We start from the raw sequence: 24,856 nt of genomic DNA on the forward strand, positions 1-24,856 counted from the left end.
ACAGCCTGGGTTATCAGCAGGGCAGAGGGTACTCCGCCCCACTGATCAGTATTGATCGGTGTTCCAGAAGAAAGCTATGCTTTCTCAATAAGTACAGTAAATCCTGTCGTTAGTCTGCGTCTGATCCCGTCAAGCTTACCGTAGCATTCCTTTTCGTCACTCAGCTGATTTCCCCACTCATCTGGAGAATACTGACAGCTGAAGAGTGTGGAGGTGCCAAGGTCATCCCGAAGTTTTATGAGATGATACAGAATCTTGATCCCTTCTTCTGAATACCTGCTTATGGCAAAATCATCAATGAACAGCAGCTGGATCCGTGCATAGTATCTGATCCTCTTACGATACTTGTTTAGGTCTTCCTGGCGGTTGAGGACGATCAGTTCGTCCAGCAGGTCACTATAGTCTACGAACTTACAACGGTAATTACGTCTGCATGCTTCCACACAACAGGCAGACAGGAAATAAGACTTGCCGGCACCGGTGACTCCATAGATCCCGACGTTCTGCCGGTTCTCAGCGAAATGAAATTTCAGGATCTGTTCAACGGTGGCATCATTGTAGATGCGTCCGTTGCCGGTTTTCAGATTCTCGGCCAAAGCACCTTTATTGATCAGGCTGCTGAGCCGCAGATTTGTTTCAAACCTGTTGTTGAGTGTTTCTATGTACTGAGGTTCCAGAACCTCACGGATAAACTGCAAAGCGGTATAGCTGCCGAATTCAGGGCTTTTAGACAGTTCTGCGAAACGCTGGGCGGCTACCGGCAGGGATAGTGTGTCCAACATCTCATAGATATCAGTAGTCTTATTCTTCATTGCCTGCCTCCGTTTCCTGACGCTTCAGCAGGTTCTTAAGGGAATACTTGCTGTCATCATCTTTGTAGGCGCCGGATACGGCTGTTGCAGCATCTTCGTTGGGACTGCTCTGTGGCATTGTACTTTGCAGCGGCTCTTTATGGTAAGTTGAGATTGTGTTACAGATATAGGAATAGTTGCATCTCCCAGCTAAAACGGCGTCTTTACAGCAGCGTTCCAGGGCTTCCGGCGAGTACTTCTCCGCATACCGCAGAATACCAAAGCAGCTTCGGAATGACTGCACCGGATAAGCGTATTTTCGAATGACTGCATCGATCAAAGCACGGGTGCTGGGTCCGATAGCAGATGCTTTCTGTTGAAAATAAGGCACCGTCCAATAGCCATAGTCTTTGTATCCGGCAGGCATATCCGAGGGGATGATCACCCAGTCTTTCGGTGTGTAGCTCCGCTTATGCGTCCGGATGAAGTCGCCGTGTTTGTTATAGACATAGATTTCTTTTTCCCCTGCCCGGATCTCAAGTTCCTGTCGCAGATATTTCCGGGGCATGCTATAATGGACTTTGTCGAAGGTGAAGGAGAAATCTTGTGCTACTTTAACAGTCTTTCGTTCAAGATATTCAAAACGGCTGGGCGGAAGAGGCAGGAGAGTCTCCTTCTCTTCTGTTGTAAAGAGATCATACCGGGAATAGGTGAGCCCCTCAAAAGGCTTCCGGTTCTCGGCATCCACCTTTTCCATCAGGACACGGTTTAAATCATCCAGCGAATAAAAGACCATGTCTTCCATATCCATGAGGATGTGCATGGTAATGATCTTTACGTGGCCTTCCACAACTGGTTTCCAGCGGGGGGATTTCACTTTGGCAGGGGTTAAAACCGTATTGTTATGTTCTGCCCATGCCTGGAAATCTTTATTCAAGACAGGGCTGATCCAGTCTTTGTTCCGGGCAACTGCTACTTTGCAATTATCCGGGGTGATTGTCGGCGTCACGCCGCCAAAATAGGACAGAGCATTATTGTTGACCCGGATCCAGTTCCGGATATCGCATTCGGTCATTCCCTCAGCGTAAAAATAATCACTGTAGGTGAGGGCAGCGATAAAGATCGTGACCTTTGTGGTCTCATCCGGGTTCTGGTGATTATGCAGATAGAGCTGCTTCCCCGCATAGTCCAGTTCAAGATTGACACCGGGATAACGCTGGATGTGGAAGGTCAGCTGTTTGGAATCAGCCCATTCGCTGTAACGCCTGCAGTACTGGCGATAGCTCATTGGCTTCTTTCCATCTACGACACCTATGGCATTGTATTTCTGCCACAGATGCTTCAGGGTCTCTCCTTTGCGGGCCAGAGCCTTGTAGACAGCTTCCTTGTTAAAATCCCGGTAGAGGAGCTGATCCGCCGATACACCAGGCTTTTTATAAAGCATGTTTCCGATGTATTCATTCGTGACATCTGCCGGTAAAGGGTATGAAAGCTCCGGATTCTCCCTGAAGCGTTTCAGGAACTCGTTGACAGTTGTTTTGCTGCAGTCGCCGCAGCTTTCGGCAATCTCACGGCAGCTAAGATGGTTCACAAAGTGAAGCCGTAGTACTTTTTTGTAATCCATAGTAGGACCTCCAGATATAATATTTCTCCATTTTAAGGAGATGCGCTTATTATATCTGAAGATCTATTGTCCGGTTAATGTGTCCCTACTTGTCCGCTAATTATGTCTCAGACTGTCCGCCGAATATGGCACAGGTGTCCGTTTAGGCTGGCAATCTGCACAAAATCGTCACGATTGTTAGGGATAATGAAAGGTTTAAATAGTACCTCACCATCTGAGTTTGTAATAAAGCAGTCATGCTTATCTTTTGCGACGTCAATTCCAACGTAAATTTTAAAGAATCTCTTTTGAATAAATTTGATACTGTTTAGAACCACAGGTACTCCTCGCGATTGTGACCTCGTTCTAAATAAACCCTCATGCGGTATCTAACTGATTAACAACTATACAAAGAGACTGTGGATGGAGCCTTTCGTAAACTATCAAGTAGTAGGAGAAATGAACCAATACACAGTATCTTAAAATAGCATAGTCTAACCTGTAGAAAAGGTAAAGAATGACTATGACAATACTAATAGTAGGATAAAAACAAGAGATGGAGAGGAACATGAAATGAAAGTGATAATTATGGCAGGTGGACAAGGAACAAGGATTAGATCTGTTGTGTCTGGGATACCTAAACCTATGATACCAATAAACGGAATACCTATTCTTGAACATGAAATTATTTCTTTGAGAAATCAGGGCTTTAAAGATTTAATTATTACAGTGTCGTATTTAGGCGATGCTATTATGAACTATTTTGGAAATGGAGAAAAATGGGGAGTAAGAATTGAGTATTATAATGAAAAAAAGCCGTTAGGCAATGCGGGAGCATTATTTAAGATAAAAGATAAACTTAACACAGATTTTTTGCTTTTAAATGGAGATTGTTTATTTGATATAGATTTTAATAGATTTATAAAATTCCATAAATCTCATAAAAGTTTGGCTACGATATTTACACATCCTAATGACCATCCTTATGATAGCGGTCTAATAATTGCTAATACAGATGGAAGCGTTAGAAACTGGCTAGGTGAAGAAGAGACAAGACCAGAATTTTATCATAATAGAGTAAATGCAGGACTTCATATAATATCTCCTAGAGTTTTAGATATAATAGATGGAAGTGAGGTGGGAAGAGTAAATGAAAATGGGGAAATAGTTAAAATTGATCTTGATAGACAAATACTTAAGCCATTAGTTAGAACTGGGAAGATATTTTGCTATGATTCTCCAGAGTATGTGAAAGATATGGGGACACCTCAACGTTTAAATCAAGTTAGGAAAGATTTTGAATCAGGGAAAGTAAAAGAGAAAAATTTGTTAAATAGACAAAGAGCCGTGTTCTTGGATAGAGATGGGACTATTAATGTATATAAAGGATTTTTGCGCGATGCTAATGAGTTTGAATTAATTGATGGTGTTGCGGAGGCTATTAGAGAGATTAATTTATCTGGTTACCTTTGTGTTGTTATTACGAATCAGCCAGTAATTGCAAGAGGAGAAGTGACTTGGAATGAATTAGAAGAAATCCATAAGAAGATGGAGACGCTACTTGGGAGAAAAGGTGCTTATCTTGATGGTATTTACTTTTGTCCGCACCATCCGCATAGCGGATTCAAGGGAGAAATTGAAGCGTTGAAATTTGATTGTGATTGTAGAAAGCCTAAACCAGGATTATTGTTAAAGGCATCAGAAGATATTAATATAGATTTGACAAAGAGCTGGATGATAGGTGATAGTGGAAATGATGTTAAAGCAGGAAAAGCGGCTGGATGTAAAACTGTACTGGTTAAGAAAGATTCATCTAAAAATAGTCTGGAAGATTATGGACAAGACCATACCTTTGAATCTTTAAATCAATTTGTGGATTGGTTCTTGAGCTTAGAGGATTATTAATTGCCTTAGAATTATTAAAATGACGTATGAAGAACAATACGGCGAGAAAGTATTTATACTATATATTAGACATATAAAGATGCAGAGTTTGCAATTATTGCTGCACCTACCAATTATGACAGTAAAAAGAACTATTTCGATACCAGTGCAGTGGAATCAGTGATTGAATTGGTGATGAAGGTCAATCCAGAGGCGATTATGGTTATTAAATCCACAATTCCTGTAGGATATACCAGGTCCGTGAGGGAGAAATTTGGAAGCAGCAATATTATTTTCAGCCCGGAGTTTTTAAGAGAATCAAAGGCTTTATATGATAATCTTTATCCCAGTCGTATTATCGTAAGTTGTGATGAGAAAACGGAGGCTGCTGCCCATACTTTTGCAGGAAGGAGCCTTAAAAGAGAATATTGATACTTTGTTTATGGGATTTACCGAAGCAGAGGCTGTAAAGTTATTTGCAAATACATACCTGGCACTTCGAGTATCCTATTTTAATGAACTGGATACTTATGCAGAAGTGAAAGGGTTAAACACTCAGGATATCATCAAAGGAGTATGTCTTGATCCTAGGATTGGAGATCAATGTAATAATCCATCATTTGGATACGGTGGATATTGTCTGCCTAAAGACACTAAACAGTTACTTGCAAATTATCAGGACGTACCGGAAAATCTGATTGAGGCAATTGTGGAGAGTAACCGCACAAGAAAGGATTTTATTGCAGACCGTGTCCTGGAGTTGGCAGGAGCCTATGGAAATTCAGAGAGTTACTCGGCTGATAAAGAACATGAGGTAGTAGTAGGTGTCTATCGTCTGACAATGAAATCTAATTCCGATAATTTCCGTCAGAGCAGCATACAGGGAGGTTCTTCTAAATAACCTGGTGACAAAGAGGCGCGAAGCCTTGTAAATACTGAAAGAGTGAGGATTTTAAGATGGATAGTTCCTAAAAATAGGTATAGCAAACAGACCTGACAGGAGATACTTTCAAAAATCAGGCAAAAACAGGACTATTAATAATTGCATAAATAATCAATGACGATCAAGAGAGGCTTTTAACAGGCCTTTTTTCGTGGATTTTTTTATGTATCACCTCCAGAGTTAAGACTACAGTGATTCAGATCAGAGCAGGCCATGCTCTTTCAGGATACGTTCGTAGTCTGCAAATGTCAACCACTTTTTTACATTGTTAGGTAAGATGTTTTTTACACCGTATGGTAAGGAGTTTTTTACATCCCTTAGTAAGCAGATTTTTACATCGTAAGGTAAGCACTTTTTTACTTTACCCGGTAAGCAGTTTTTTACATCCCTGTTTCTCCCTGTGGGTAAAGGTCAGGGTGCTTCAGCCGGTACGATTCCCCGCGGAAAGAGTAACACTTGGCATGGTGCAGGATCCGATCCAGCATTGCAGTGGTAAGTACCGGATCCCCCATCATCTCAGCCCAGTCAACGATCTCTTTGTTGGTGGTAAAGATGATAGAACTGGTTTCATAGGTATCACTGATAAATGTGAAAAATCTGTTTGCCTGTCCGCGGCTGATCGGTGTGTAGCCGATCTCATCAATTATGACAAGCTGTGCTTTCTTGATATTTTTGAGCCGGAATCCGGCTGCACGCTCTGTCTCTGCGGTATCAAGGATCTTGATCAGACTGGTCATCTTCTCAAAACATACAGTATAGCCGCTGTTGACAGCCTGCAGACCAAGGCCACAGGCAACCATGGTCTTGCCGAGGCCCGGAGGCCCCGCAAAGACAAGGTTTCCGCAGTTGTCCAGCCAGGACAGTTCTTTCAAAACGGAGAGCTGTGCGTGGGTGATACCTGACTCCAGCTCTTCCGGATCAAACTCTTCCAGCGGCCGGATATTTGGTGGAAAATGCGCCGCGGAATAGTTACGCTTCCGACGCCGTTCATTCCGCCCTTTGACTTCGGTCTCAAGAACGGCCAGAAGAAATTCCCTGCAGGAGGAGTCCTGCAGATCCGCAGTTTCCAGAAGATCCGGAAGCATGCGCGCCGCGTGCTTTAAGGTAAATGTTTCGAGCAACGCTGTGAGCCGCTGTACAGGGATATGGCCGGTATCCATACTTTTTAAGATTTCACGGTTCATCGAGCAGCAGCCTCCTTCCTTTCTGTGCGTTCCTGAAAGGCTTTTGCATAAACAGAAAGATCCGTGTAGCTGACACTGCCGGATGGAACCTGGGCACGGCAGTCGTCTGTGGTCAGTTCCCGGCCGGCTTTTGCAAGACTGTAAACAACTTTAAACTGTGAGAACTGATACCGGTATTTCTGGCAGCATTCCTTCATCACCTGCGCTACCAGGGATTTATCCGGATTCTCAGAATCAAGGAACTGTTCAATTGCCCGAAGCTGTTTGGAGATATGCCGTGGATTTTCCTTTTTCACACCATTGATGAAGTGCTGGAAGTCATAGCAGTTCCATTTCCCACGGAGACGCTCCATGATCTCGATCCAGTCTCCGGAGTCCTGTTTCCGGTGTTCCGGGAGCTGATTAACACTTCCCTTCCTCTCGCTGAGATTATGGGAACAGATATAGTTCAGCTGGTCATCATAAATGTGGATCTTCCCACTGACAACTTTGAACTGTACCGTTTTGAAAGCATAATCACGTGGAACCGAATACCTGCATGATTTATACAGGACGTAAGGTATTGCCGCGATTTCATAAGTGCGGAATGTATTCGGAGATGTTTCATACACGGATGGAAGAAGAGGCCGCATGGCTGACCTTTCAATGCTGTCGTAGACTGCTTTTGGGACCCGTAAGGTAGAACGGTGGATCCGCTGGTTCTTGCGTTCCAGCCATCCGGGCAGGGAACGCCATACATCATCGATACAGGTGACCTTCCGCGCACTGAAGAAGTTTTTCTTCACGAACCCGACAGAGTTTTCGATAGGTCCCTTGCTTTCCGGATCCGCTTTATTACACACCCAGAGCCGGATATCCTGTTCAGTACAGAAATCTTCAAAGGTCCTGGTCTTGATGACTTCACCATAGGTTTCACTGGCGACAAACACGGCGTCCTGGTCAATGACCAGTTCTTTAGGACGCCCTCCAAGCCTGCAGAAACTACGGTAGATCGCCTTACAGGCCTCTTCCGAGTTATACTTGTGATCCTGTGCATAGACGCATAAAAAACGGCTATAACGCAGCAAAAGGCACATGAAATGGATATGCGTTGTTTTTGAGAGAGTCTCCTCACCGAAGTCAATCAGCATCTGTTCTCCGGGCGGGGTGTCAAAAACATAATCATAGATACGGCGGTGCTCAGGCTCCCTGTTGATCTGTCCGGAATCCTCAAGATAATGGATGTAGTTCCGGAGCGTCTGTTGGTTCCCGGGAAGTTTCTCATAGTCTCCGTTTTCGATGAATTTTTCTTCCAGAACATCGTAAACTGATGACATACAGAACGTTTTTCCGCTGTTTGTTTCAAGGATCCTGATAATCGTACTGCGGAAAGGTTCCGCATCAAAGGTTTTCGGTTTTGCGAGCTTAGCGCCGGGATCATCCGGGAGCACATCCATGTCATAATACTTGCTGATTGTGGGCCGGCTGGGAGGCTTGCGTCCCTGCGCTTCATAGTATCTGATAATATCAGCTTTTGTGTAACCTTGCAGTTTTAAATCCTGTATTTCCTGCATTTTTGTTTTTGTCAGCATAAAGGTCTCCTCTCTTGTGTACTGCTTACAGTATACAAAATCGGATGAACTGCTGACTCCTCCTGTGATAAAACTCGCCGCAGAGGATGTAAAAAAGTTCTTACCGGACGGTGTAAAGAACTTCTTACCAACTCATGTAAAAAACTCCTTACCGCGTCATGTAAAAAACTCCTTACCCTGTGGCTGTAAAATCACCTTACCACGCACATCGTAGTCATCGCACAGGCCTTGGAGGTAACTGATATCTACCCGGAGATCTGTGATAAGGTCTTTCAGGTCATCATAGCGCTCTTTTAAGCGTGTGATTGGATCCGGAATCGTGACATCCAGTCTGCCGTAGGCAAAGGACTGGCAGTACATACAGACCATATCCTCCAGTATGGAGGCTGTATTGAAGTTTTCATAAGGCTCATCCTCGAAGTGGACGAGAAGCCAGTCCTCCAGTTCACGGGGAAGTTCAAGGTTATTTTTCTGTGCGCAGCGGCGCAGGAAAATTCTGTCGGGGATCATAAGCGTATCTCCTTTCCGTTCCTGGCATCCTCAAGGACGGACAGAGGGTCCTTGGAAAGCCTGAGTTTACCACAGGTAAGAAGGATCCGTTTGCGGAAGCTTTCGAAGCTGTGCAGGCCAAAGGCCACCCGCTTCAGGACTTTGACCTTGTTGTTCAGACCTTCGCTGAGGCCGTTGGATTTGCCGTACTTCCAGCTGTTCTGGATGTAGCCCCGCCAGTGGCGGATAGTGCAGGCGGCAGAGTGGATCTCCTCTACATCGGAGGCGGTATACTGTTTGATCCATTCTGTCAGCTCCTCATACTGGACAGAGTAGGGCCAGGAAGCAAGGATATCGTGGAAGAACTGAAGGGAATCATAGGCTTCCAAAAGATCCGGAGCCACTTCAAAGGCATCCTGGAACTGGCGCTGCTTATTTTCGTGAAAACGAGCGCCCCAGTATTTTACCTGGTTATCTTCTCTGGTTTTCAGGAGGCGGATGATACCTTTTAGTTTTTTCAGGCTCTCCGTGTCGCCGGCATCCTGGAACTGGCGCTGATAGCGGAGCCGCACATCGTCCACCATTTCATTGAGTCGCTTGACGACGTGGAAGGGGTCGATACAGATCCTGGCGTCAGGGAAGTTCTTTCTGGAGACAGAGACAAAGCCGTTGCTCATGTCACAGCAGAAGTATTTCACCCGTTTCCTCTGCTCTAAAGAGAACTGGTGGAAGTACTTGTTCAGATAGACGCCAGAGATCTGATCCAGGACGTCGATGACGGAATGGGAGTCACTGTCAGAGATGCTGCAGTGGTATTTATTGCGATACCAGCGGTGAGACTTTGGACTCCATACACCGCTGTTGCCTTTGAATTCGTCAATACAGATAGTCTCGGGGAGCTTTGCAGGAAGGCCGAAATGGATGAACTGAAAGACAGACTGCACAGCGCTTTGTGGAACGTGGTTGCGTCTTGCAATCTCGGAGAAGGAGAGAGGTTGGATCAGATCCAGGAGAATGGAGTCATAGAGAGCCTGTGTCATGCGCAGGAAGGGATGGATCCAGTAGGGAGTCTCATAGAAAGAGGAGTGACAGTCTTTGCACAGGAGCCTGCGCTTGTGGAAAGAAACAACGGTACCGCGATGGTTACAGGGGATGTGCCTGACAGTCTGTATGGTACCGGAGTCCTTGATAACACAGTCGTCAGAGCCGCAGTGAGGACAGAGTCTCTGACTGGCTGTAGGTACATCAAGAGAGATGAGATCGTAGTCCTTGAAGACCTGGATGCTTTTAATGGTTGCTTCCTGTGGCAGTTTTGCCAGATAGTTGGATGTTTTCATAGTTGTTCTAAACCTCCTTTAAATTGATAAATTTTTGTTTCAAACCAATCATAACACTGGAAGTTTGGAACAACTATGGAAGCATCTAACATGGGAAAAAAGTTATGGGAAGCTTCAAAGATAACTGGTGAAGCTTTAAGAAGATCTGGTGACAGGAATCAGGAACACCAGAAAAAGGCGAAGAGCCATATTTGGGAACATTATAAGCGATAGGTTTTCGCAAAATCGTTGATATCGTAATTTCGCTAAATTGAAATTTTAAATTCCAGTGCAGGGGTAAATTCCACCATACTTTATTTTTTGCTGATTTTGCAGGAAATTTTTGAGCGAAATCTCCTGTTTTCTGCTATAATTAGCTAAACTCATCGAAAATTACTTGATTTCTGGGTATGGGAAACGGACCGCTGAAAAACAGTGTGCGAGACTGAATTCCACCGGCCACATCTAAAAAATGTGAAACGTTTACTTCCAGTCTGACAGCAGATTTCGATCAGTTGATTAGTGGTTAAAGCGGATCAGCTTAGGTGTCAGATTTACCTCATCCGGGGCAATCGGCCTAAGCTGAAATGCGTTTAAGACCTCTTCTCCAAGTGTTTCCAAGGCAACGCTGTATGGCGTCCTTCCACCCAGGCTTTCCCTCGGTGTGGAATTGATATGGTTTACGATCAGGTTTATGTCCCATTGTGTAAGGAACTCAAAACAGGTTCCTTTTGGCAGAATCATCCGGAGCATCGTATGTGCCTGTTCCAGTCCGCCCTTCTGCCCGCTCTGCATCGGGTCACAGTAATAAATGCTGGAACGCTGTATTCCGTTTACGCCGGTTTCCAAAGCATCCGGATCACCAAATTCAGAACCCCGGTCCGTCAGGATATATTCAAACACGGAAGTAAATTCATAGGTTCCCATGCGCTTTTCCAGACGGTCAAAAACAAGACGGACAGCACCTTTCGTGCAGCGGTTCATCAGAAAAGCAAGGAAGAGTTTTTCTTTGGTGAAAAACATGGTCAGCAGGGTCTTTTTTGATTCCCTGGAAGAATGGACAGTATCCATCTGGACATAGTCTGTAAGGGCAAGGGAGCAGAAGTCATGATATAATCGGTTGCTAAAGACTGCTCTGTCCGTGATTTGTGTTTTATGGCACTTTCTTGGTTTGAAATGAACTTTCCGTTTCAGATCTATGTTCCTTGCCGTAAAGAGTCCCTGGTCAAGATACGAATACAGGGTACGGACGGACATATCCAGCTCCGGATGGTTTGTCAGGATATGATAGGGAGACTGTCCCTGTTCGATCAGAGGGGAAATGATCTGATCCTTTTTGTGAAGCTCCCGTTTGGTCATGTTGATCCCTGTTCTGGAATCCCGGAGTTTTTCCCGGTATTTCCTGTCAGCGAATCTGGCGTTATAAGAGTATTTGTGTGCAATGGTGCAGTGATTGATTTTTTTCGTACAGCCGTTGCAGACATAAGGAGCCCGGTCAAGTCTTACGCAGCGCTCTTTCTCAAAGTCTCTGCAAGTTTGGTTGCAGGTAGGACAGGATGCGCATTTGATCCCGCACAGGACAATCTTTCCACAGGCGTTCGTCTTCTTGCAGTGATAGCGGTGAATACAGAAATTTTTGGCGTTATAGAAAGAACCTTTGTGATACCAATCTGAGAGACGGTGAGCCCTGACTTCTTTAGAGATTGTGGTAGGATCCTTGCACAAGAACCTGGCAATATCCTTAAAGGAAGTGCTCTTATTTAGTTCGTTTTCGATATAGATACGGTTTTCAAGGGTAAGATGTTTTTGGTTACCAGGAATATATTTACTCATGATTAGCCTCCTTCTACTGCTGTCAGAAGGAGAGATAACCATACCATGGATGTATGAAAGAGTAAATATCAACTGTGCAGGAGTAAAAGCTACTGCTCCTAGGGGAGGCGGAATTTAAAATTTCATTTTTTGATATCGTAATTTCCATAAATTAGGTCTTTACTTTCTTTGAACTTGGATGTATAATCAAGATTAACATAACACTATGTGAAGGTGTTAGTTGTGTGAAAATTGCTACGGATTTTGTCTTATCTATTGACAAGAAAATCCCTATAAGATATCATAATAAATTATTAAATATTGATAATATAGTTATTATCAATAGGAAAAGAGGTATATGGATATATGTATAAAGTGAAAGGAGGAGGCTCCAGAATCGCCGATAATTTTGAGGGACGGCATTTGACGGCTGATATGGAACCTATGTATTATGAAACATTAGAGTATTATGTATATAATAAAGAGAGCTCTGAGTCTTATGAGAGAACAGCAGCCGGCAGCAACAATAAACGACATAGATTACCGAACTAAGAAAAAGGAGCATATCAATGCTTCTTTTTTTTTACCCTGACGGCGGGAAAGATAAAATTGCATGGTTATCTAAAATAAAATGCAGGAGGGAATACGGGATGGCTACAAGTCTGGATAGGGAGAAGAAATGCGAATTGCGTTATGTTTATTTATACAGGACGGATGAGGAGAGGAAAGTAGAGTTTACGGAGGAAGAAACAGCGTTAAAGGAGCATACAAGGCAGGCGTTCTATGGAACAGACTATTTCAATCAAATGATTGTTGTAGAAGGAGATATCGAAAAAGACAGTATGTCAAGTGCGTGGGGAATCTGGCCGGGAAGCCATAATGGCAGTGAAAATGTAGCGGCGCAGAGCTACACTCTTTATGGAAATGAATCGACAGGAGAGGCATACGGGAAAGACGATAAATCCCCTTTTGATTGTAAAGACAAAAGATATTTGAGTATTATTCAGATACATATTGCGCCGGAAATTTTTGCTAGATTAGGAGTAGATAAGGAGAAGAGCAATCTGGAAAACTTAAAACCCTTGGTATCAGAGTTGCAGAATATTCTGGAAAAGTTTTGCTCTGAGCAGGGAAAGGATACGGTGTGTAAGATATACTATATGCTGTCAAGCGGAGACTTTGCAATTGTGACAGCCAGCAATGATGTGACCGCCTCATACAGGCTCTCAACAATGATTAGATGTAGGAAAATTTCTGAAACAATAAATGGAAAAGATACAGAATGGATCCTGTTTAAAACATATACGCTTCTTGTTGTGAGATGTGAAACAGAAGAAAAAGGCTGGCCAAAAGATGAGACAAAAGTAGTTATCAGAGGTTGCTATTCTAATCTTTATTGGAGAGATTACCGCCAATGTGGAGCTGAATTGATGAGTCGGAAAATAGGAATAAATCCGGGTACAGCACTGAATGGGCGATACGATTTTTCTGTTGAAATGACACTGGAGGAATATGATGGATTTTTGCAATGTTTAGAAAAAAACAAGGAACCAGATGATGAGGATAAAGAAACGATCAGGTGGCTGTACTATTTAAAAAAGAAGCATTATGTATCTTATATCAATAGGAGAATACTTATTCAAAACGCTGAAGCCAAGAAAATGGTAAACTATATAAATCATCAGGGGGATATGGAACTCGTATCTGAAAAAATTGTTCTGAATACTAGCGGAAAAACGATGCTTCGGGAGAAAATTGACGGACATATCGGTACTGTATTGAAATATTATAAAGAAGCACTTTCTTTAGTGAATGAAATCCCGGGATATCGTAAGAATCTGCGGCACAATCTTCACTTGCTTCAGAAACTAATTCTTTCCTGTCGATCTATTAACGATGTATCGGATACACGAATCTATGCGGTTGTGTTGCTGAAGCAGATATTGGTTGTTCTTAAATCGTTTAAAGAGTTTACGAAAATTTATATGCAGTCTGGGACTGATAAAAATATTTTGGATGAGATGGATGGATACCTACAGGAATCTCTCCGGTCTATTAACGTATATGCTGAATATATACGCAATAATAATCTGCAGACGCTTCAGATGCCTAACTACAATGTAGAAACCAGTAGCAGTGTTGAGAAATTATTGATCGGTTACAGTGAATTTGTGCGCATGATCTATGAGGGAATTAAAAATACAGAGTTTTTGTCTATAGAATCCGCAGTGCCCATTGTAGTTCCGGCGCTGGATGCGGATGTAGTGTCGGTAGAGGTTATGTTTGCTGATGGGACGGGACAAGACTGGGAAGCGGAGAAATCGATTCATCAATCTAAGGAAAAACTGGTTATTTTGAAGAGCCCAACTCAGACGGAGCTTTCCTATATGTCCACAATGGCCTTTTCTCTGCTTCATGAAATTGCACATCAGCTGAGATATGAAACTAGGGTAGAAAGAAACAAAGCAGTTGCAGCAATTTGTGTAGGAAGACTTGCGCATATCATAGCTGAAAATATCAGCGGAATGTTTCAAAGAATTACCAGTGAAAGAGATATAGGATATGAAGCCAGTGTTTTACTAGAGTCATGTGTGAAGAAGGCTTATCTTGATATCTTTTGGGGTGAAAGCGCAGATGATGATTTCAATACTCCTTTAGCATTCTTTAAAAAGCAGCTCGTTGCATACTGGACTAATTTTTTCCTGGCATACGGACAGCCTGCGCAGCTGGAAGAGGATGCGAAAGCATATCTTCAAGAAACAATTCAATATTTTGATTACAGCAACGAGTGCTTAAAAAAGGATATTCTGGATATATATGAAAAGATCAGAGAGGTAGAAGGGGATACAGAGGATGAGAAAATCGTAGACAAATTACAATCCTTGGTCGCGGCGATTGCTGATTATGGCGATAAAATAGGAAGACAGTGTAAAGATAAAGAGAAAAAAGCCAGATTAGCAGGGATTTGTCAAGCACTTCAGGTGAGAATTATAACACAGGGAGAAAGATATTTTTGTGACAGGAAGTTAAAGAAAAAGGTAGAAGATGACTTATATGAGGGGCTATGTGAGAAATGGGAAGAGAAATATAAAGAAAAAAAGGCAGCTGGACAAGATTTGAAAAGTTGGAATGTTTTTGGGAGATGGATGGGAATCGATGTAAAAGGAAGCGCATATAATAAAAAAGTTTTTATAAAAATAATAGAGGGAGTAAGTGAAAGCGCCTGGAAGGGACTGGAAAATCTGTTTAGCATGTGTATTGGGCAATACCGGGAAGAAACAGCGGATATTTTTATGTGTAAAACAGGGAATCTGTCCGCCGAGGATTATATTACCTTAATATTGACGAATGTAAGCGCAGACCCAGAAATAGAAAATAAATTGATCAAGCGGATTTTAAGAGTAATGGCGGTAGTATATTGTGGAGAAATGGATGAAGACACGACATTGAAATTACTGGAACAGCTTATAGAAATTATAAAAGCCGCAGAAGACAGAATGAAGGATGCAATTGAGTTGGGAAATGCTGCGCAAGTGCCATGTGAAAATCTTAAAATAGCACAGGAGAATGCAAAGGCAAGGCTCGATGCATTAATAGGGACAGAAGAGTCTTTAGTGCAGGCAGGTCGTATGAAAGGGGAAAACGGGGTAGTAAACGAGTATCAGGATAAGCTTGAAGCATTAAAACAAGCATTAAGAGAGCTGGTCGAGGAGGCGGAAAAATACAGCGACAAATGTAAGGGGGGAATTCTGTCAAAAGACCCGCGCCTTATCCATAAAAATTTAAAGAAAATACGTCATTATATAAAAATGGCAGCAGTAATGAGTCAATTGATAGGAAAAGCGAGCAGAGAGGTTACAGTATTTAAATTTCAAGAACATGAATATTATACCGATCTTGTAAAGGGCGCAAGCGCATATGAACGCAAAAAGTATTTGGATGAGAACTCTAAACTGAGTAAATTTTCTTTTGAAAAGTTGATGCCGATATATCCAAAGGAGGAGGAAAGTGGAAAGAGCAGAGGAGAGTATAATCGGTTCTGCATTGAAACATTACTGGACTTATTTTATACGCAGAAAATAAAATATGCTCAAAATCCGGACATTGAATAAGGAGATTGGAAAATTATTGCATTGGGAGGAACTATGATAAAATATTTTTATGCGGATTCACTGAAAGCATATTTTGAGTGTATCAGGGAGATTGAAGAAGTCGTGATAGGGAGGAAAAATGTATCTGGGAATTATTTTTCTGTTGAGAAACCTCCAATTTTATGGTACAGAGGCTTATCCCATGTTACACATTCGCTTACGCCAAGTTTATATCGTGGAAAAGAGAATGGGAAGGGGACAGAAAAATATTCCAGTCTTCATAATGCGGAAGAGATAAGGACACAGCATTACATAGCCAAAAATTATCATTATTTTAACCTGAAGCCTTCATCCCGAATTGAATGGCTGGAGGTGATGCAGCATCATGGAATGAAGACAAGAGTACTGGATTGGTCTGAATCCAGCGTGCATTCTTTGATTTTTGCATTGGGAGCTTTTTTTGAGCTGATTGATTGTATTGCAAATGACAAGCAGACAAGTATGCCATGTGTATGGGTTATGGATCCGGGTGGATTAAACAAAGAAATTTTTAAGGAGATAGCCAACGAGATCACAGCAGAACATCCGTTATTTTGGACGTTAGATTTGAAATATAGAGAGAAGAAGAGAATAAATAATATCCTCAATGAACTGAAAAGAGTTTTGGATAAGGAAGAAAACTTCTTTGAAGAGAAGGATGTGACACATTTAAATTATATTTTAAATTTGAGTGCTATCCATGACGAATATATACAGAATCTTCCACAGATAAAAGCGTTGCTGTTACAGGGGGAAGTCGTACCCATCATCTACTATATTTTGCTTCGCATTTACTCAGAAGGGTATATCCAGGAGAAAAAAGCGCTTCCACCTTTGTCAATTGTAAATCCGTATCATTCTGAAAGGATAAAGGCACAAAAAGGAGTATTCAGTGTATTTCCTTTTTATAAGGAAGAGGAAATAGATAAGAAACTTCGCAAGATGGGCATTGTGCCAGAAGGGATGGAAAACAATAAAGTAGCGCAAGATTATCTTTATAAAATTGTTTTACTGAAACCGCAGCGCATTGTAGAAGAGATGATTGCAAATGGCATGGACGGCGGATGGCTTTATCCTGAACTTCCTACTATGGCGAAGCTTATAGAAAATCATAAAGTAGAATAAACAGGATAAGAAGGAAAGTAAACCTGGATTTTAATTTCCATAAATCAGGTCTTTACTTTCCTTCTTTTTTATCCTATAATGAAATTATGTAAATAAAATATCTTTATTTATTCTTCTGTGACAGAGAGGACAAGAATGATGTTGAGAACATAAAAACGATTCTGTGAATGTCAGATTTACGTATGAAAGAAAATGAAAAGCAAAGCCGAATTCTGGAGCGAGAAAAGCTCATAGAGGAAGTGAAGAAACTGACGCTTTTTGATGATGTTTTTATGTCTGCTGTTCTGGAAGATATTCCTGCATGTCAACATGTATTGCGGATTCTGACAGGAATTTCTGATTTAAGTATACGTACAGTAAAAAGCCAATATCATATAACAAAGCTTGTTTCCAAACGTTCAAGGTTGGATATTTTTGCAGAAAGTACGGATAATCAGATTTATATTATTGAAGTTCAGAAAGAAGATAAAGAGAATCACTCAAAAAGGGTCCGGTATTACCGTGCTATGGCAGATAGTGAACTGCTGCGCCGAGGCGAAGGTTATGAGAAACTTCCGGAGTGTTCTCTTTTTTACATCAGTCAAACAGATATATGGAACAGAGGAAGCACAATTTATCCTGTATATAAATATCTGGGAAATACCGGAGAAGAATATGAGGATGGGCAGCACATTATTTTTGTCAATGCAGAAGTAGACGATTATACTGAAATTGCAGAGCTGATGAAATACTTTAAGACAGCGGACCCGGAAGATGACAGTCAGGGGGCTTTGTCGAAGCGTGTTAAGTTTTTGAAAGGTGAAAAGAAAGGACTGGATATCATGAGTAATTTTGGAGAACGAATGGAGAAAAGGGGAGAGGAAAGGGGAGAGAAAAGAGCAGAGAGAAGATTGATTTTGGGCTTATTGAAAGCTGGGGCAGAAATCAGTCTTATTAAAGAAGCTAGCGGATTGAGCGAAGAGGAAATCGAAGAAATAAGCAAGAAATCAGAGCTCCAGGAAATATGAGAAAAGGCGGGACGTTATGAGTAATTTTGCAGAACGAATGGAGAAAAGGGGAGAGAAAAGAGCAGAAAGAAGATTGATTTTGGGCTTATTGAAAGCTGGGGCAGAAATCAGCCTTATTAAAGAAGCCAGTGGACTGAGTGAAGAGGAAATTGAAGAAATACGTAAAGGAGCGGAAGTTTAAAGGTGCTTCTGTAACACCAAGGATATGAATTATGACAGACAGTGACAGAATATCTGAAGGACTGGAAAAAGAGAGTAGAGCGGCTGGAGATTGTCCGGGCTATGATCCGCTGCCAATAGAAGATGAAAAGATAAGGCCGGAATGTCGCCATGACTTCTCGGAGGAACAGAAAGAGAGGTTAGCGGCGTATTTTCGTGCATTGAAGCAGATAAGAAGAAAGTAACGAAACGCCTCTGTGCCATTCAAGAGCACAGAGGCGTTTCGTTATTTTTCTTCCCGGCGATGATCCTCCCATATTTTTTCCAGTGCACCGGGCGTTTCTATGAGAAGCTTTGTGCCTTCTGCCATGCATCTGGCAGCGTACAGCATCCCTTTGTGACCAATGCTCATGCCGGCCTGGCGGGCAGCAGCCCAGTGATGAAGAGGGGTTCCCTTGCACATGGTGGCAGCGCTGATGGTGATCATAGGGACAACGTGGCTGACTTCGGAGGCATCCGTTCCGATGGCAATGGGAACGGGTTCATCTTCCAGCGGCTCCAGCCCTGTGAAATAAATGCCGTGATTGTTAAGCCCGGCTTCCCTGCTGATTTCGGCGGCAAAGTCCAGTTCTTCCTGTGTGTAAGTGGGAGTGTCGATTTTTGTCATGGCTTCGTAGTAAAGCTCGGTCAGTGCGCGGTTTATTTTCATTTCCCGACAGCTTTTTACCAGTTCGATGTCCACAGACGTTCCGGTCATGAGTGCAGCGCCCCGGGCGCAGTCATCCACCCTCCGGCTTGCCTCCTCTGTGCGGGATCTTAGGGAAGCGCGGATAAAGTAGTTCGTTTTTGCGGTATCGGGAACTACATTGGCGGGGATGTGATTATCGATATAGGCATAATGCATCCTCACGTCGCCCGGTACATGTTCACGAAGATAATTGACGCCGATATTCATGAGCTCTGCAGCGTCCAGCGCGCTTCGGCCCTCTTCGGGGGATCGGGAAGCATGGGCGCTGACACCGTGAAATGTGTAGTTTTTTACGTCCTGTGCCTGCCAGATATCATTGCTGATCCGGTTCCGGTCAAATGGATGCCACATGACGGCAACGTCCAGATCGTCAAATACGCCTGCTTTTGTCATGACGATCTTTCCAGACATGATTTCTTCAGCAGGGCAGCCGTAGACAAGGATAGTGCCGGGAGTTTTGGAAGTTTCCATATCATTTTTCAGAGCACAGGCAGCAGCGCATACGCCTGTGCCGAGAAGGTTATGCCCGCAGGCATGGCCGATTTCCGGAAAGGCGTCATACTCTGCCAGAAAGCCGAGGCGAGGAGAGCCATTTCCCCAGGTGGCGGTAAAAGCGGTGTCAATGCCGGCTGTTTTCCATGTTATTTGAAAGCCCTGATTTTCCAGGAAGGATGCAAGGCGCTTGGAAGAATAGGTTTCTTCATAAGCAAGCTCCGGGTGACAGAAAATATCATGGGATATATCCGTTAATTCTGCTTCGTGGGAAGCAATCCAGTCTGCAATTCTATTCATATACGTTTTTCCTCATTGTTTTGATTGGAAGAAGAGCTAAAAAACTCTTCGATTTAGTATAATAAAGTGACGAGTAAAGTATACAACAGATAATGGGAAAAAGAAAGTCAGGGGAGGTTTTGGGATAAACAAAATAGGAAAATCTTAAGGAAATCTTCTGTAAATTTTGATTGCTTTTCCTGTTACATGGGGATATTATAAATACTACAATTGCGAAAGCAGAGGTGAAAGAAGAATGTTGCAGGAATTTATCGCGAAAGCGATTTGGTTTTTAAAGATATATTATGTGGAGAATCAGCTTCTGGTGCAGTTCCTTTTGCTTTTTGTGATTACGTATATGCTTCTTATGTACTGGCTGAACCCGAGGCTGTCTCCTGTTTTGAGAAAAGTACTGGCGATTTTCTGTCTGCTTGTAGAGCTGGCAGGCATCGCTTATTTCACATTGGGATTCCGGGAGATTGGCACATCTCATCGATATGAGCTGGAAATGTTCTGGTCCTATAAAGAGTGGATTTTTGGCGGAAATGTGGAACTTGGAATGGAAGTGATCAATAATATCGCTCTGTTTTTCCCGTTGGGATTCCTTTTGAATGATGCGCTGAAAAAGGCGTCTTTCTGGAAAGTGCTGATGCTGTCGATGTTTTTAAGCATTGCGGTAGAGAGTACTCAGCTTGTTTATAAGATCGGGCTGTTCGAACTGGATGATATCTTTAATAATACGATGGGAGCAATGGCGGGATGGTGTCTCTTCCATATCCTGCGCTCTCCGGTGAGAAACCAGTGCCGGGTGCCGAAAAGAAGGAGACGGTATGCACAGGCGCGTTTGTAAATTGTCGGCTTATCCTTTTTCTCCTGGATCACGAGCGTGCTCTGAAAAAGAAGGAATAATAAAAGAAAAGGCACGTTAACTGACTGTATTCTGCGTGAAGCCGTACGCAGTTTCGCGGTGATTTCCTTATATAATCTATAGAAACTATAGAAAAAGGAGGTCACACGTGATGGTGAACGAAAACATGGAATTTGAGGTGATTGTCCGGCAGTGGCTGGATAATGTAAGGCTTCGCGTTAAAGAATCTTCCTATGTAAAGTATAATAATCTGGTGCGCAACCACATTTTGCCTCAGCTTGGCAGTGTGAAAGCGGGACAGATGACAACCGCTGTCGTAGAAGCGTTTGTACAGGATAAGCTGTCCGGAGGAAATTTGCGGGGAGAGGCCTTGTCGGGGAAAACAGTCAAGGATATTTTGACGCTGCTCAAGGAAATCTGCCGTTATGCATCTTATTGGGATGTGGAATTTCCCTGCCATTTCGAACTGATACGGCTGAAAAACTGTGACAGTCAGATCCATATCCTGGAGAGGCAGGAGCAGAGGAAGCTGGAGCGATTCCTGATGAGTGATGAAAGCCTGACTAAGACGGGAGTTCTTTTGAGTCTGTATATGGGGCTTAGGCTGGGAGAAGTCTGTGCGCTGAAAAAGGAAAACATTATTAATAAGGAAGAACTTCTGCAGGTGCGTTTTACTATGCAGAGAATACAGGATGTAAAAATGAGCGGGGGAAGGAAGACCAAGATCATTGTGACAGAGCCGAAGAGCAGCTGTTCGAGAAGGGATATTCCGATCCCCTTCTTTTTGCAGGAAAGATTGAAAACTCTGGAGAAATCTCCGGAAAATGCATATGTCCTTACGGGTACGGCAGATAAATTTATTGAGCCGAGAACCATGGAAAATATTTTTAAGCGGTATCTTAGGGAATGCCGGATGAATGAGATCAATTACCATGCGCTTCGCCACACGTTTGCCACCAGATGCATTGAAGAGGGGTTCGATATTAAATCTTTAAGTGAAATTCTGGGACATGCCAATGTAAATATTACGCTGAACCGGTATGTGCATTCTTCTATGGAACAAAAAAGAAAGCATATGGACCGGTTGTGTGTCAGTCCTTGACATGGGAAAGAGAATCGCTATAATAATCAGAAGAAAAGCAGCGGAAGGAATGGAAATGAATTGAAACGAAAAGTATTGACAGCGGCGGTCTTTTTCTGGATGTGTCTGATCTTCTGGTTTTCGGCACAGCCGGCGGATGAATCCAGCAATATGAGTCTTTCGGTTGGGAAAATAGTAGGAGAGATTTTCGTGCCTGATTATGATAAATGGACAGAAAAGGAACAGGAAGCATTTGCCGAGCGAATAGATTATCCGGTGAGAAAGGCGGCCCATGCCACAGAATACGCCTGTTTTGCAGTTCTCCTTATGGGAATGTACCAAAGTTATGGGCTGGCAGGCAGAAGACAGATCATTGCCAGTTTTTTGTCGGCGGCGGCTTATGCGGCAACTGATGAATTTCATCAGCTCTTTGTGCCGGGCAGAGGATGCAGAGTTACAGATGTGCTGATCGACAGTCTTGGGGCGGCGGCAGGTATATTGCTCTTTCTTGCAGTGAGTTTTCTGCTTGCCCGGCCGGCGCATTGCAGGAAAGAAGCAGAAAATGTAGTATCGGGAACAGAAAAAACCACATAATATAGTAAATTTCCAGCTTATTACACTTTTAACGCACAGGCTTTTGTGGTATAATAACGGCAGCGCGGTTATTATACCTGCGCATAGGGCAGTTTTTGTGGAACCGCAGAAATCCACTGCGCATCCGTCGGGCATATTATGGCGGCAACCAAGTGTTTTGGGACGGGAAAAGCCAAGGGAGTATTAAGCATAGAAAACGCCGTCAGGCGAAAGAAAAATGCAGGGCAGGAAGCCCTGTATTTTCTTTATGGTGGCTGGCGTCGTACATTTCTTAATGGGTTTGAAAAAAGAGATTGGTTTATGATAAAATAGAGAAGCATAAGTTTTCTTTTGGTAGAAATACTAATTGGAGGAGCATCCATGACAAGTAGAGAGGTTAGCTTTGTGGTAACAGAGGATTATAGAGCTTGGATAGAGAACATAAAACAAAAAATCAGGCAGAGCCAAATTAAGGCATCTGTGAAAGTGAATTATGCTATGCTGGATTTGTATTGGGATATAGGCAGAGACATTGTGATAAAACAGAAAACTGCTAAATGGGGAGATGCTTTTCTGCCTGCTATGAGCAAAGATTTGAAAAAAACATTTCCGAATATGTCGGGTTTTTCTGTTCAGAATTTAAAAAGTATTCGTTATTGGTATAAATTCTATAACATTGATGAAAATGGTTTACAAGCTGTAAGCCAAACGGACATGATAGAAAAAATGGTAAAAAGCATTCCGTGGGGCCATAATCAGCGAATTGTTTATAAATGCCAAAGCATTCCGGAAGCATTATTCTATGTGCAGAAAACAATGGACAACGGGTGGAGCAGATCAGTATTAGAACATCAGATTGATAGCGGACTCTATGATAGGCAGGGGAAAGCAATTACTAATTTTTCTGTAAAACTTCCAGAGCCTCAATCAGACTTGGCAGTGCAGACTTTGAAAAATCCATATAATTTTGATTTCCTCACACTCCGAGAAGAATACGATGAAAAAGAATTAGAAGATGCCCTTGTTAACCAAATTACGCAATTTTTACTGGAGCTTGGCACAGGATTTTCCTATATGGGCAGACAAGTCCATATTCGTGTTGGAGAAAGCGATTTTTATATTGATTTGCTTTTCTACCATGCCCGTCTGCATTGTTATGTGGTGGTAGAATTGAAAACTGAAAAGTTTAAGCCGGAGTTTGCGGGAAAATTAAATTTTTATGTAACTGCTGTTAATAAACAGATGAAGGCATTCCAGGATAATCCGACTATTGGAATACTCATTTGTAAAGATAAAGACGATGTTGTCGCAGAATATGCTCTTGACGATATATCACAGCCTATCGGGATTGCAGAATATGAATTGACAAAGGTACTGCGTGAGGAGTTTAAAAGTAGTCTGCCGACAGTAGAAGAAATTGAAAACGAGCTGTCTGAGTAAATTGGCTTACAACTTGTAAGCCAATTTGTCAAAATTAAAATTGCATATTTTTTTAACATAGCTGAGAGGTGTTCATTGTGAAAACCCTTCAGCTTTTCTATTTAAAGGGAAAGTCCCATTTTTTCAGGAATTTTGGGCTATCCCCTTGACTTTTCGGTTTAGACATAATAGAATAATCTAGCGCGTATAAAAATGTGCAGTATTTTTTTGCGCGTTTTAAACGGAATGACGTTTAAAAACCCGTAACTTATTTTTATCGTAGGAGGTGAAAAGAAATGCCAACATTTAACCAGTTAGTAAGAAAAGGACGTCAGACATCTGTAAAGAAGTCAACAGCACCGGCACTTCAGAAAGGATACAACTCCCTGAAGAAGAGAGCGACAGACGCATCTGCACCGCAGAAGAGAGGCGTTTGTACAGCTGTTAAGACAGCGACACCTAAGAAACCTAACTCAGCTCTTAGAAAGATCGCCAGAGTTCGTCTGTCTAACGGAATCGAAGTAACAAGCTATATTCCGGGAGAAGGACATAACCTTCAGGAGCATAGTGTTGTTCTGATCCGTGGAGGGCGTGTTAAGGACCTTCCAGGTACAAGATACCACATCGTAAGAGGAACACTTGATACAGCAGGTGTTGCCAAGAGAAGACAGGCTCGTTCCAAATACGGAGCAAAGAGACCGAAAGACGCAAAGAAATAAGCTCTTAGTAAATGTAAGAGAAAATTGTAGTCACAAACAGAACTATGATGAAGTAAGTTACAGGTATTACGGATAGAAGAAAGCGTTTCTTCCTGCCGTATGGCCTGTGCACTACACTGTATCATTAGAAAGACACATGTGAGTACCGATGAATTAATCAATTGTTTAAGGAGGGAAGGACCGTGCCACGTAAAGGACATACTCAGAAAAGAGACGTATTAGCAGATCCATTGTACAACAACAAAGTGGTTACGAAACTTATCAATAACATTATGTTAGATGGTAAGAAGGGAATCGCACAGAAGATTGTATATGGAGCGTTTGACAGAGTTGCAGAAAAGACCGATAAGCCGGCTATCGAAGTGTTTGAAGAGGCAATGAACAATATCATGCCAGTACTTGAGGTAAAGGCAAGACGTATCGGTGGTGCAACATACCAGGTGCCAATCGAAGTAAGAGCTGACAGAAGACAGGCTCTGGCGCTTCGCTGGCTGACCAACTTCTCCCGCGCAAGAGGCGAGAAGACAATGGAAGAAAGACTGGCAAATGAGATCATGGATGCTGCAAACAACACAGGTGCAGCAGTTAAGAGAAAAGAAGACATGCACAAGATGGCAGAAGCAAACAAAGCATTTGCTCACTATCGATTCTAATAGGAGGAAG

The 24,856-nt window shown here is 42.6% G+C and carries 21 protein-coding genes and 2 pseudogenes; 14 read left to right on the forward strand and 9 right to left on the reverse strand.

Annotation, left to right across the window (positions count from 1 at the left end; genetic code table 11):
• Positions 1-74 precede the first annotated feature (74 nt).
• From R2J37_RS02485 to R2J37_RS15160, 3 genes and pseudogenes are all read right to left on the reverse strand, one after another.
• A complete protein-coding gene (locus tag R2J37_RS02485; protein ID WP_087150789.1) occupies positions 75-812 on the reverse strand; it encodes an ATP-binding protein in 738 nt (245 codons plus the stop codon).
• Positions 802-2,415 carry an IS21 family transposase gene (gene istA, locus R2J37_RS02490; RefSeq protein WP_316264359.1) on the reverse strand — a complete coding sequence of 538 codons (1,614 nt, stop codon included), beginning with the start codon at positions 2,413-2,415 and terminating at the stop codon, positions 802-804. The genes R2J37_RS02485 and istA overlap by 11 nt, the downstream gene beginning before the upstream one ends.
• A 161-nt stretch (positions 2,416-2,576) precedes the next feature.
• A pseudogene (locus R2J37_RS15160) lies at positions 2,577-2,687 on the reverse strand (IS110 family transposase); the annotation flags it as partial.
• A gap of 280 nt (positions 2,688-2,967) precedes the next feature.
• Here R2J37_RS15160 and gmhB point away from each other — a divergent pair.
• Positions 2,968-4,299 (forward strand): D-glycero-beta-D-manno-heptose 1,7-bisphosphate 7-phosphatase, encoded by a 1,332-nt coding sequence (gene gmhB, locus R2J37_RS02500; RefSeq protein WP_316266140.1) that lies wholly within the window; start codon positions 2,968-2,970, stop codon positions 4,297-4,299.
• Positions 4,300-4,371: 72 nt separating this feature from the next.
• Positions 4,372-5,164: pseudogene (locus R2J37_RS02505) on the forward strand (nucleotide sugar dehydrogenase); the annotation flags it as partial.
• Positions 5,165-5,601: 437 nt separating this feature from the next.
• On the opposite strand, the gene istB reads toward R2J37_RS02505, so the two are convergent.
• The 5 genes from istB to R2J37_RS02530 all read right to left on the reverse strand — a co-directional run bounded on the left by istB (position 5,602) and on the right by R2J37_RS02530 (position 11,614).
• The gene (istB, locus tag R2J37_RS02510; RefSeq protein WP_316264353.1) at positions 5,602-6,405 is read right to left on the reverse strand and encodes an IS21-like element helper ATPase IstB; all 804 of its coding nucleotides are present in this window, start codon (positions 6,403-6,405) and stop codon (positions 5,602-5,604) included.
• Entirely contained in the window at positions 6,402-7,976 is a 1,575-nt protein-coding gene (locus R2J37_RS02515; protein WP_316264354.1) for a Mu transposase domain-containing protein, read from the reverse strand. Before R2J37_RS02515 ends, istB begins: the two co-directional genes overlap by 4 nt.
• A gap of 156 nt (positions 7,977-8,132) precedes the next feature.
• On the reverse strand, positions 8,133-8,486 hold the full coding sequence (locus tag R2J37_RS02520) for a hypothetical protein (protein ID WP_316266141.1): 354 nt from the start codon (positions 8,484-8,486) through the stop codon (positions 8,133-8,135).
• Positions 8,483-9,802: an ISL3 family transposase gene (locus R2J37_RS02525; RefSeq protein ID WP_316266142.1), complete on the reverse strand. Its 1,320-nt coding sequence runs from the start codon at positions 9,800-9,802 to the stop codon at positions 8,483-8,485. Before R2J37_RS02525 ends, R2J37_RS02520 begins: the two co-directional genes overlap by 4 nt.
• 498 nt (positions 9,803-10,300) lie before the next feature.
• A complete protein-coding gene (locus R2J37_RS02530) occupies positions 10,301-11,614 on the reverse strand; it encodes an IS30 family transposase (RefSeq protein ID WP_316266143.1) in 1,314 nt (437 codons plus the stop codon).
• 345 nt (positions 11,615-11,959) lie between these two features.
• Here R2J37_RS02530 and R2J37_RS02535 point away from each other — a divergent pair, with 345 nt between their 5' ends.
• The 6 genes from R2J37_RS02535 to R2J37_RS02560 all read left to right on the forward strand — a co-directional run bounded on the left by R2J37_RS02535 (position 11,960) and on the right by R2J37_RS02560 (position 18,259).
• Positions 11,960-12,145: a hypothetical protein gene (locus R2J37_RS02535; RefSeq protein WP_316266144.1), complete on the forward strand. Its 186-nt coding sequence runs from the start codon at positions 11,960-11,962 to the stop codon at positions 12,143-12,145.
• A gap of 98 nt (positions 12,146-12,243) precedes the next feature.
• Positions 12,244-15,705, forward strand: a complete 3,462-nt coding sequence (locus R2J37_RS02540; RefSeq protein ID WP_316266145.1) for a hypothetical protein — start codon at positions 12,244-12,246, stop codon at positions 15,703-15,705.
• Positions 15,706-15,738: 33 nt separating this feature from the next.
• A complete protein-coding gene (locus tag R2J37_RS02545; RefSeq protein ID WP_316266146.1) occupies positions 15,739-16,848 on the forward strand; it encodes an FRG domain-containing protein in 1,110 nt (369 codons plus the stop codon).
• A 182-nt stretch (positions 16,849-17,030) separates the two neighbouring features.
• Positions 17,031-17,855: an Rpn family recombination-promoting nuclease/putative transposase gene (locus R2J37_RS02550; RefSeq protein ID WP_316266147.1), complete on the forward strand. Its 825-nt coding sequence runs from the start codon at positions 17,031-17,033 to the stop codon at positions 17,853-17,855.
• Between the two features lie 16 nt (positions 17,856-17,871).
• Positions 17,872-18,036: a hypothetical protein gene (locus tag R2J37_RS02555; protein ID WP_256196217.1), complete on the forward strand. Its 165-nt coding sequence runs from the start codon at positions 17,872-17,874 to the stop codon at positions 18,034-18,036.
• A 31-nt stretch (positions 18,037-18,067) separates the two neighbouring features.
• Positions 18,068-18,259 carry a hypothetical protein gene (locus R2J37_RS02560; RefSeq protein WP_316266148.1) on the forward strand — a complete coding sequence of 64 codons (192 nt, stop codon included), beginning with the start codon at positions 18,068-18,070 and terminating at the stop codon, positions 18,257-18,259.
• A 41-nt stretch (positions 18,260-18,300) separates the two neighbouring features.
• Here the strand turns inward: R2J37_RS02560 and R2J37_RS02565 are convergent, their stop codons facing one another.
• The gene (locus R2J37_RS02565) at positions 18,301-19,554 is read right to left on the reverse strand and encodes an amidohydrolase (protein ID WP_316266149.1); all 1,254 of its coding nucleotides are present in this window, start codon (positions 19,552-19,554) and stop codon (positions 18,301-18,303) included.
• Positions 19,555-19,789: 235 nt separating this feature from the next.
• On the opposite strand from R2J37_RS02565, the gene R2J37_RS02570 reads away from it, so the two are divergent.
• The 6 genes from R2J37_RS02570 to rpsG all read left to right on the forward strand — a co-directional run bounded on the left by R2J37_RS02570 (position 19,790) and on the right by rpsG (position 24,846).
• On the forward strand, positions 19,790-20,383 hold the full coding sequence (locus R2J37_RS02570) for a VanZ family protein (protein ID WP_316266150.1): 594 nt from the start codon (positions 19,790-19,792) through the stop codon (positions 20,381-20,383).
• Positions 20,384-20,552: 169 nt separating this feature from the next.
• Positions 20,553-21,503 (forward strand): tyrosine-type recombinase/integrase, encoded by a 951-nt coding sequence (locus R2J37_RS02575; RefSeq protein WP_256196226.1) that lies wholly within the window; start codon positions 20,553-20,555, stop codon positions 21,501-21,503.
• A gap of 60 nt (positions 21,504-21,563) precedes the next feature.
• Positions 21,564-22,076 carry a VanZ family protein gene (locus R2J37_RS02580; protein ID WP_316266151.1) on the forward strand — a complete coding sequence of 171 codons (513 nt, stop codon included), beginning with the start codon at positions 21,564-21,566 and terminating at the stop codon, positions 22,074-22,076.
• A gap of 360 nt (positions 22,077-22,436) precedes the next feature.
• On the forward strand, positions 22,437-23,495 hold the full coding sequence (locus R2J37_RS02585) for a PDDEXK nuclease domain-containing protein (protein WP_316266152.1): 1,059 nt from the start codon (positions 22,437-22,439) through the stop codon (positions 23,493-23,495).
• A gap of 275 nt (positions 23,496-23,770) precedes the next feature.
• Positions 23,771-24,193 carry a 30S ribosomal protein S12 gene (gene rpsL / locus R2J37_RS02590; protein ID WP_230107210.1) on the forward strand — a complete coding sequence of 141 codons (423 nt, stop codon included), beginning with the start codon at positions 23,771-23,773 and terminating at the stop codon, positions 24,191-24,193.
• Positions 24,194-24,375: 182 nt separating this feature from the next.
• A complete protein-coding gene (gene rpsG, locus R2J37_RS02595) occupies positions 24,376-24,846 on the forward strand; it encodes a 30S ribosomal protein S7 (protein WP_070088498.1) in 471 nt (156 codons plus the stop codon).
• Positions 24,847-24,856 lie beyond the last annotated feature (10 nt).

The organism is Claveliimonas bilis, assembly GCF_030296775.1.
Classification (GTDB): domain Bacteria; phylum Bacillota; class Clostridia; order Lachnospirales; family Lachnospiraceae; genus Claveliimonas; species Claveliimonas bilis.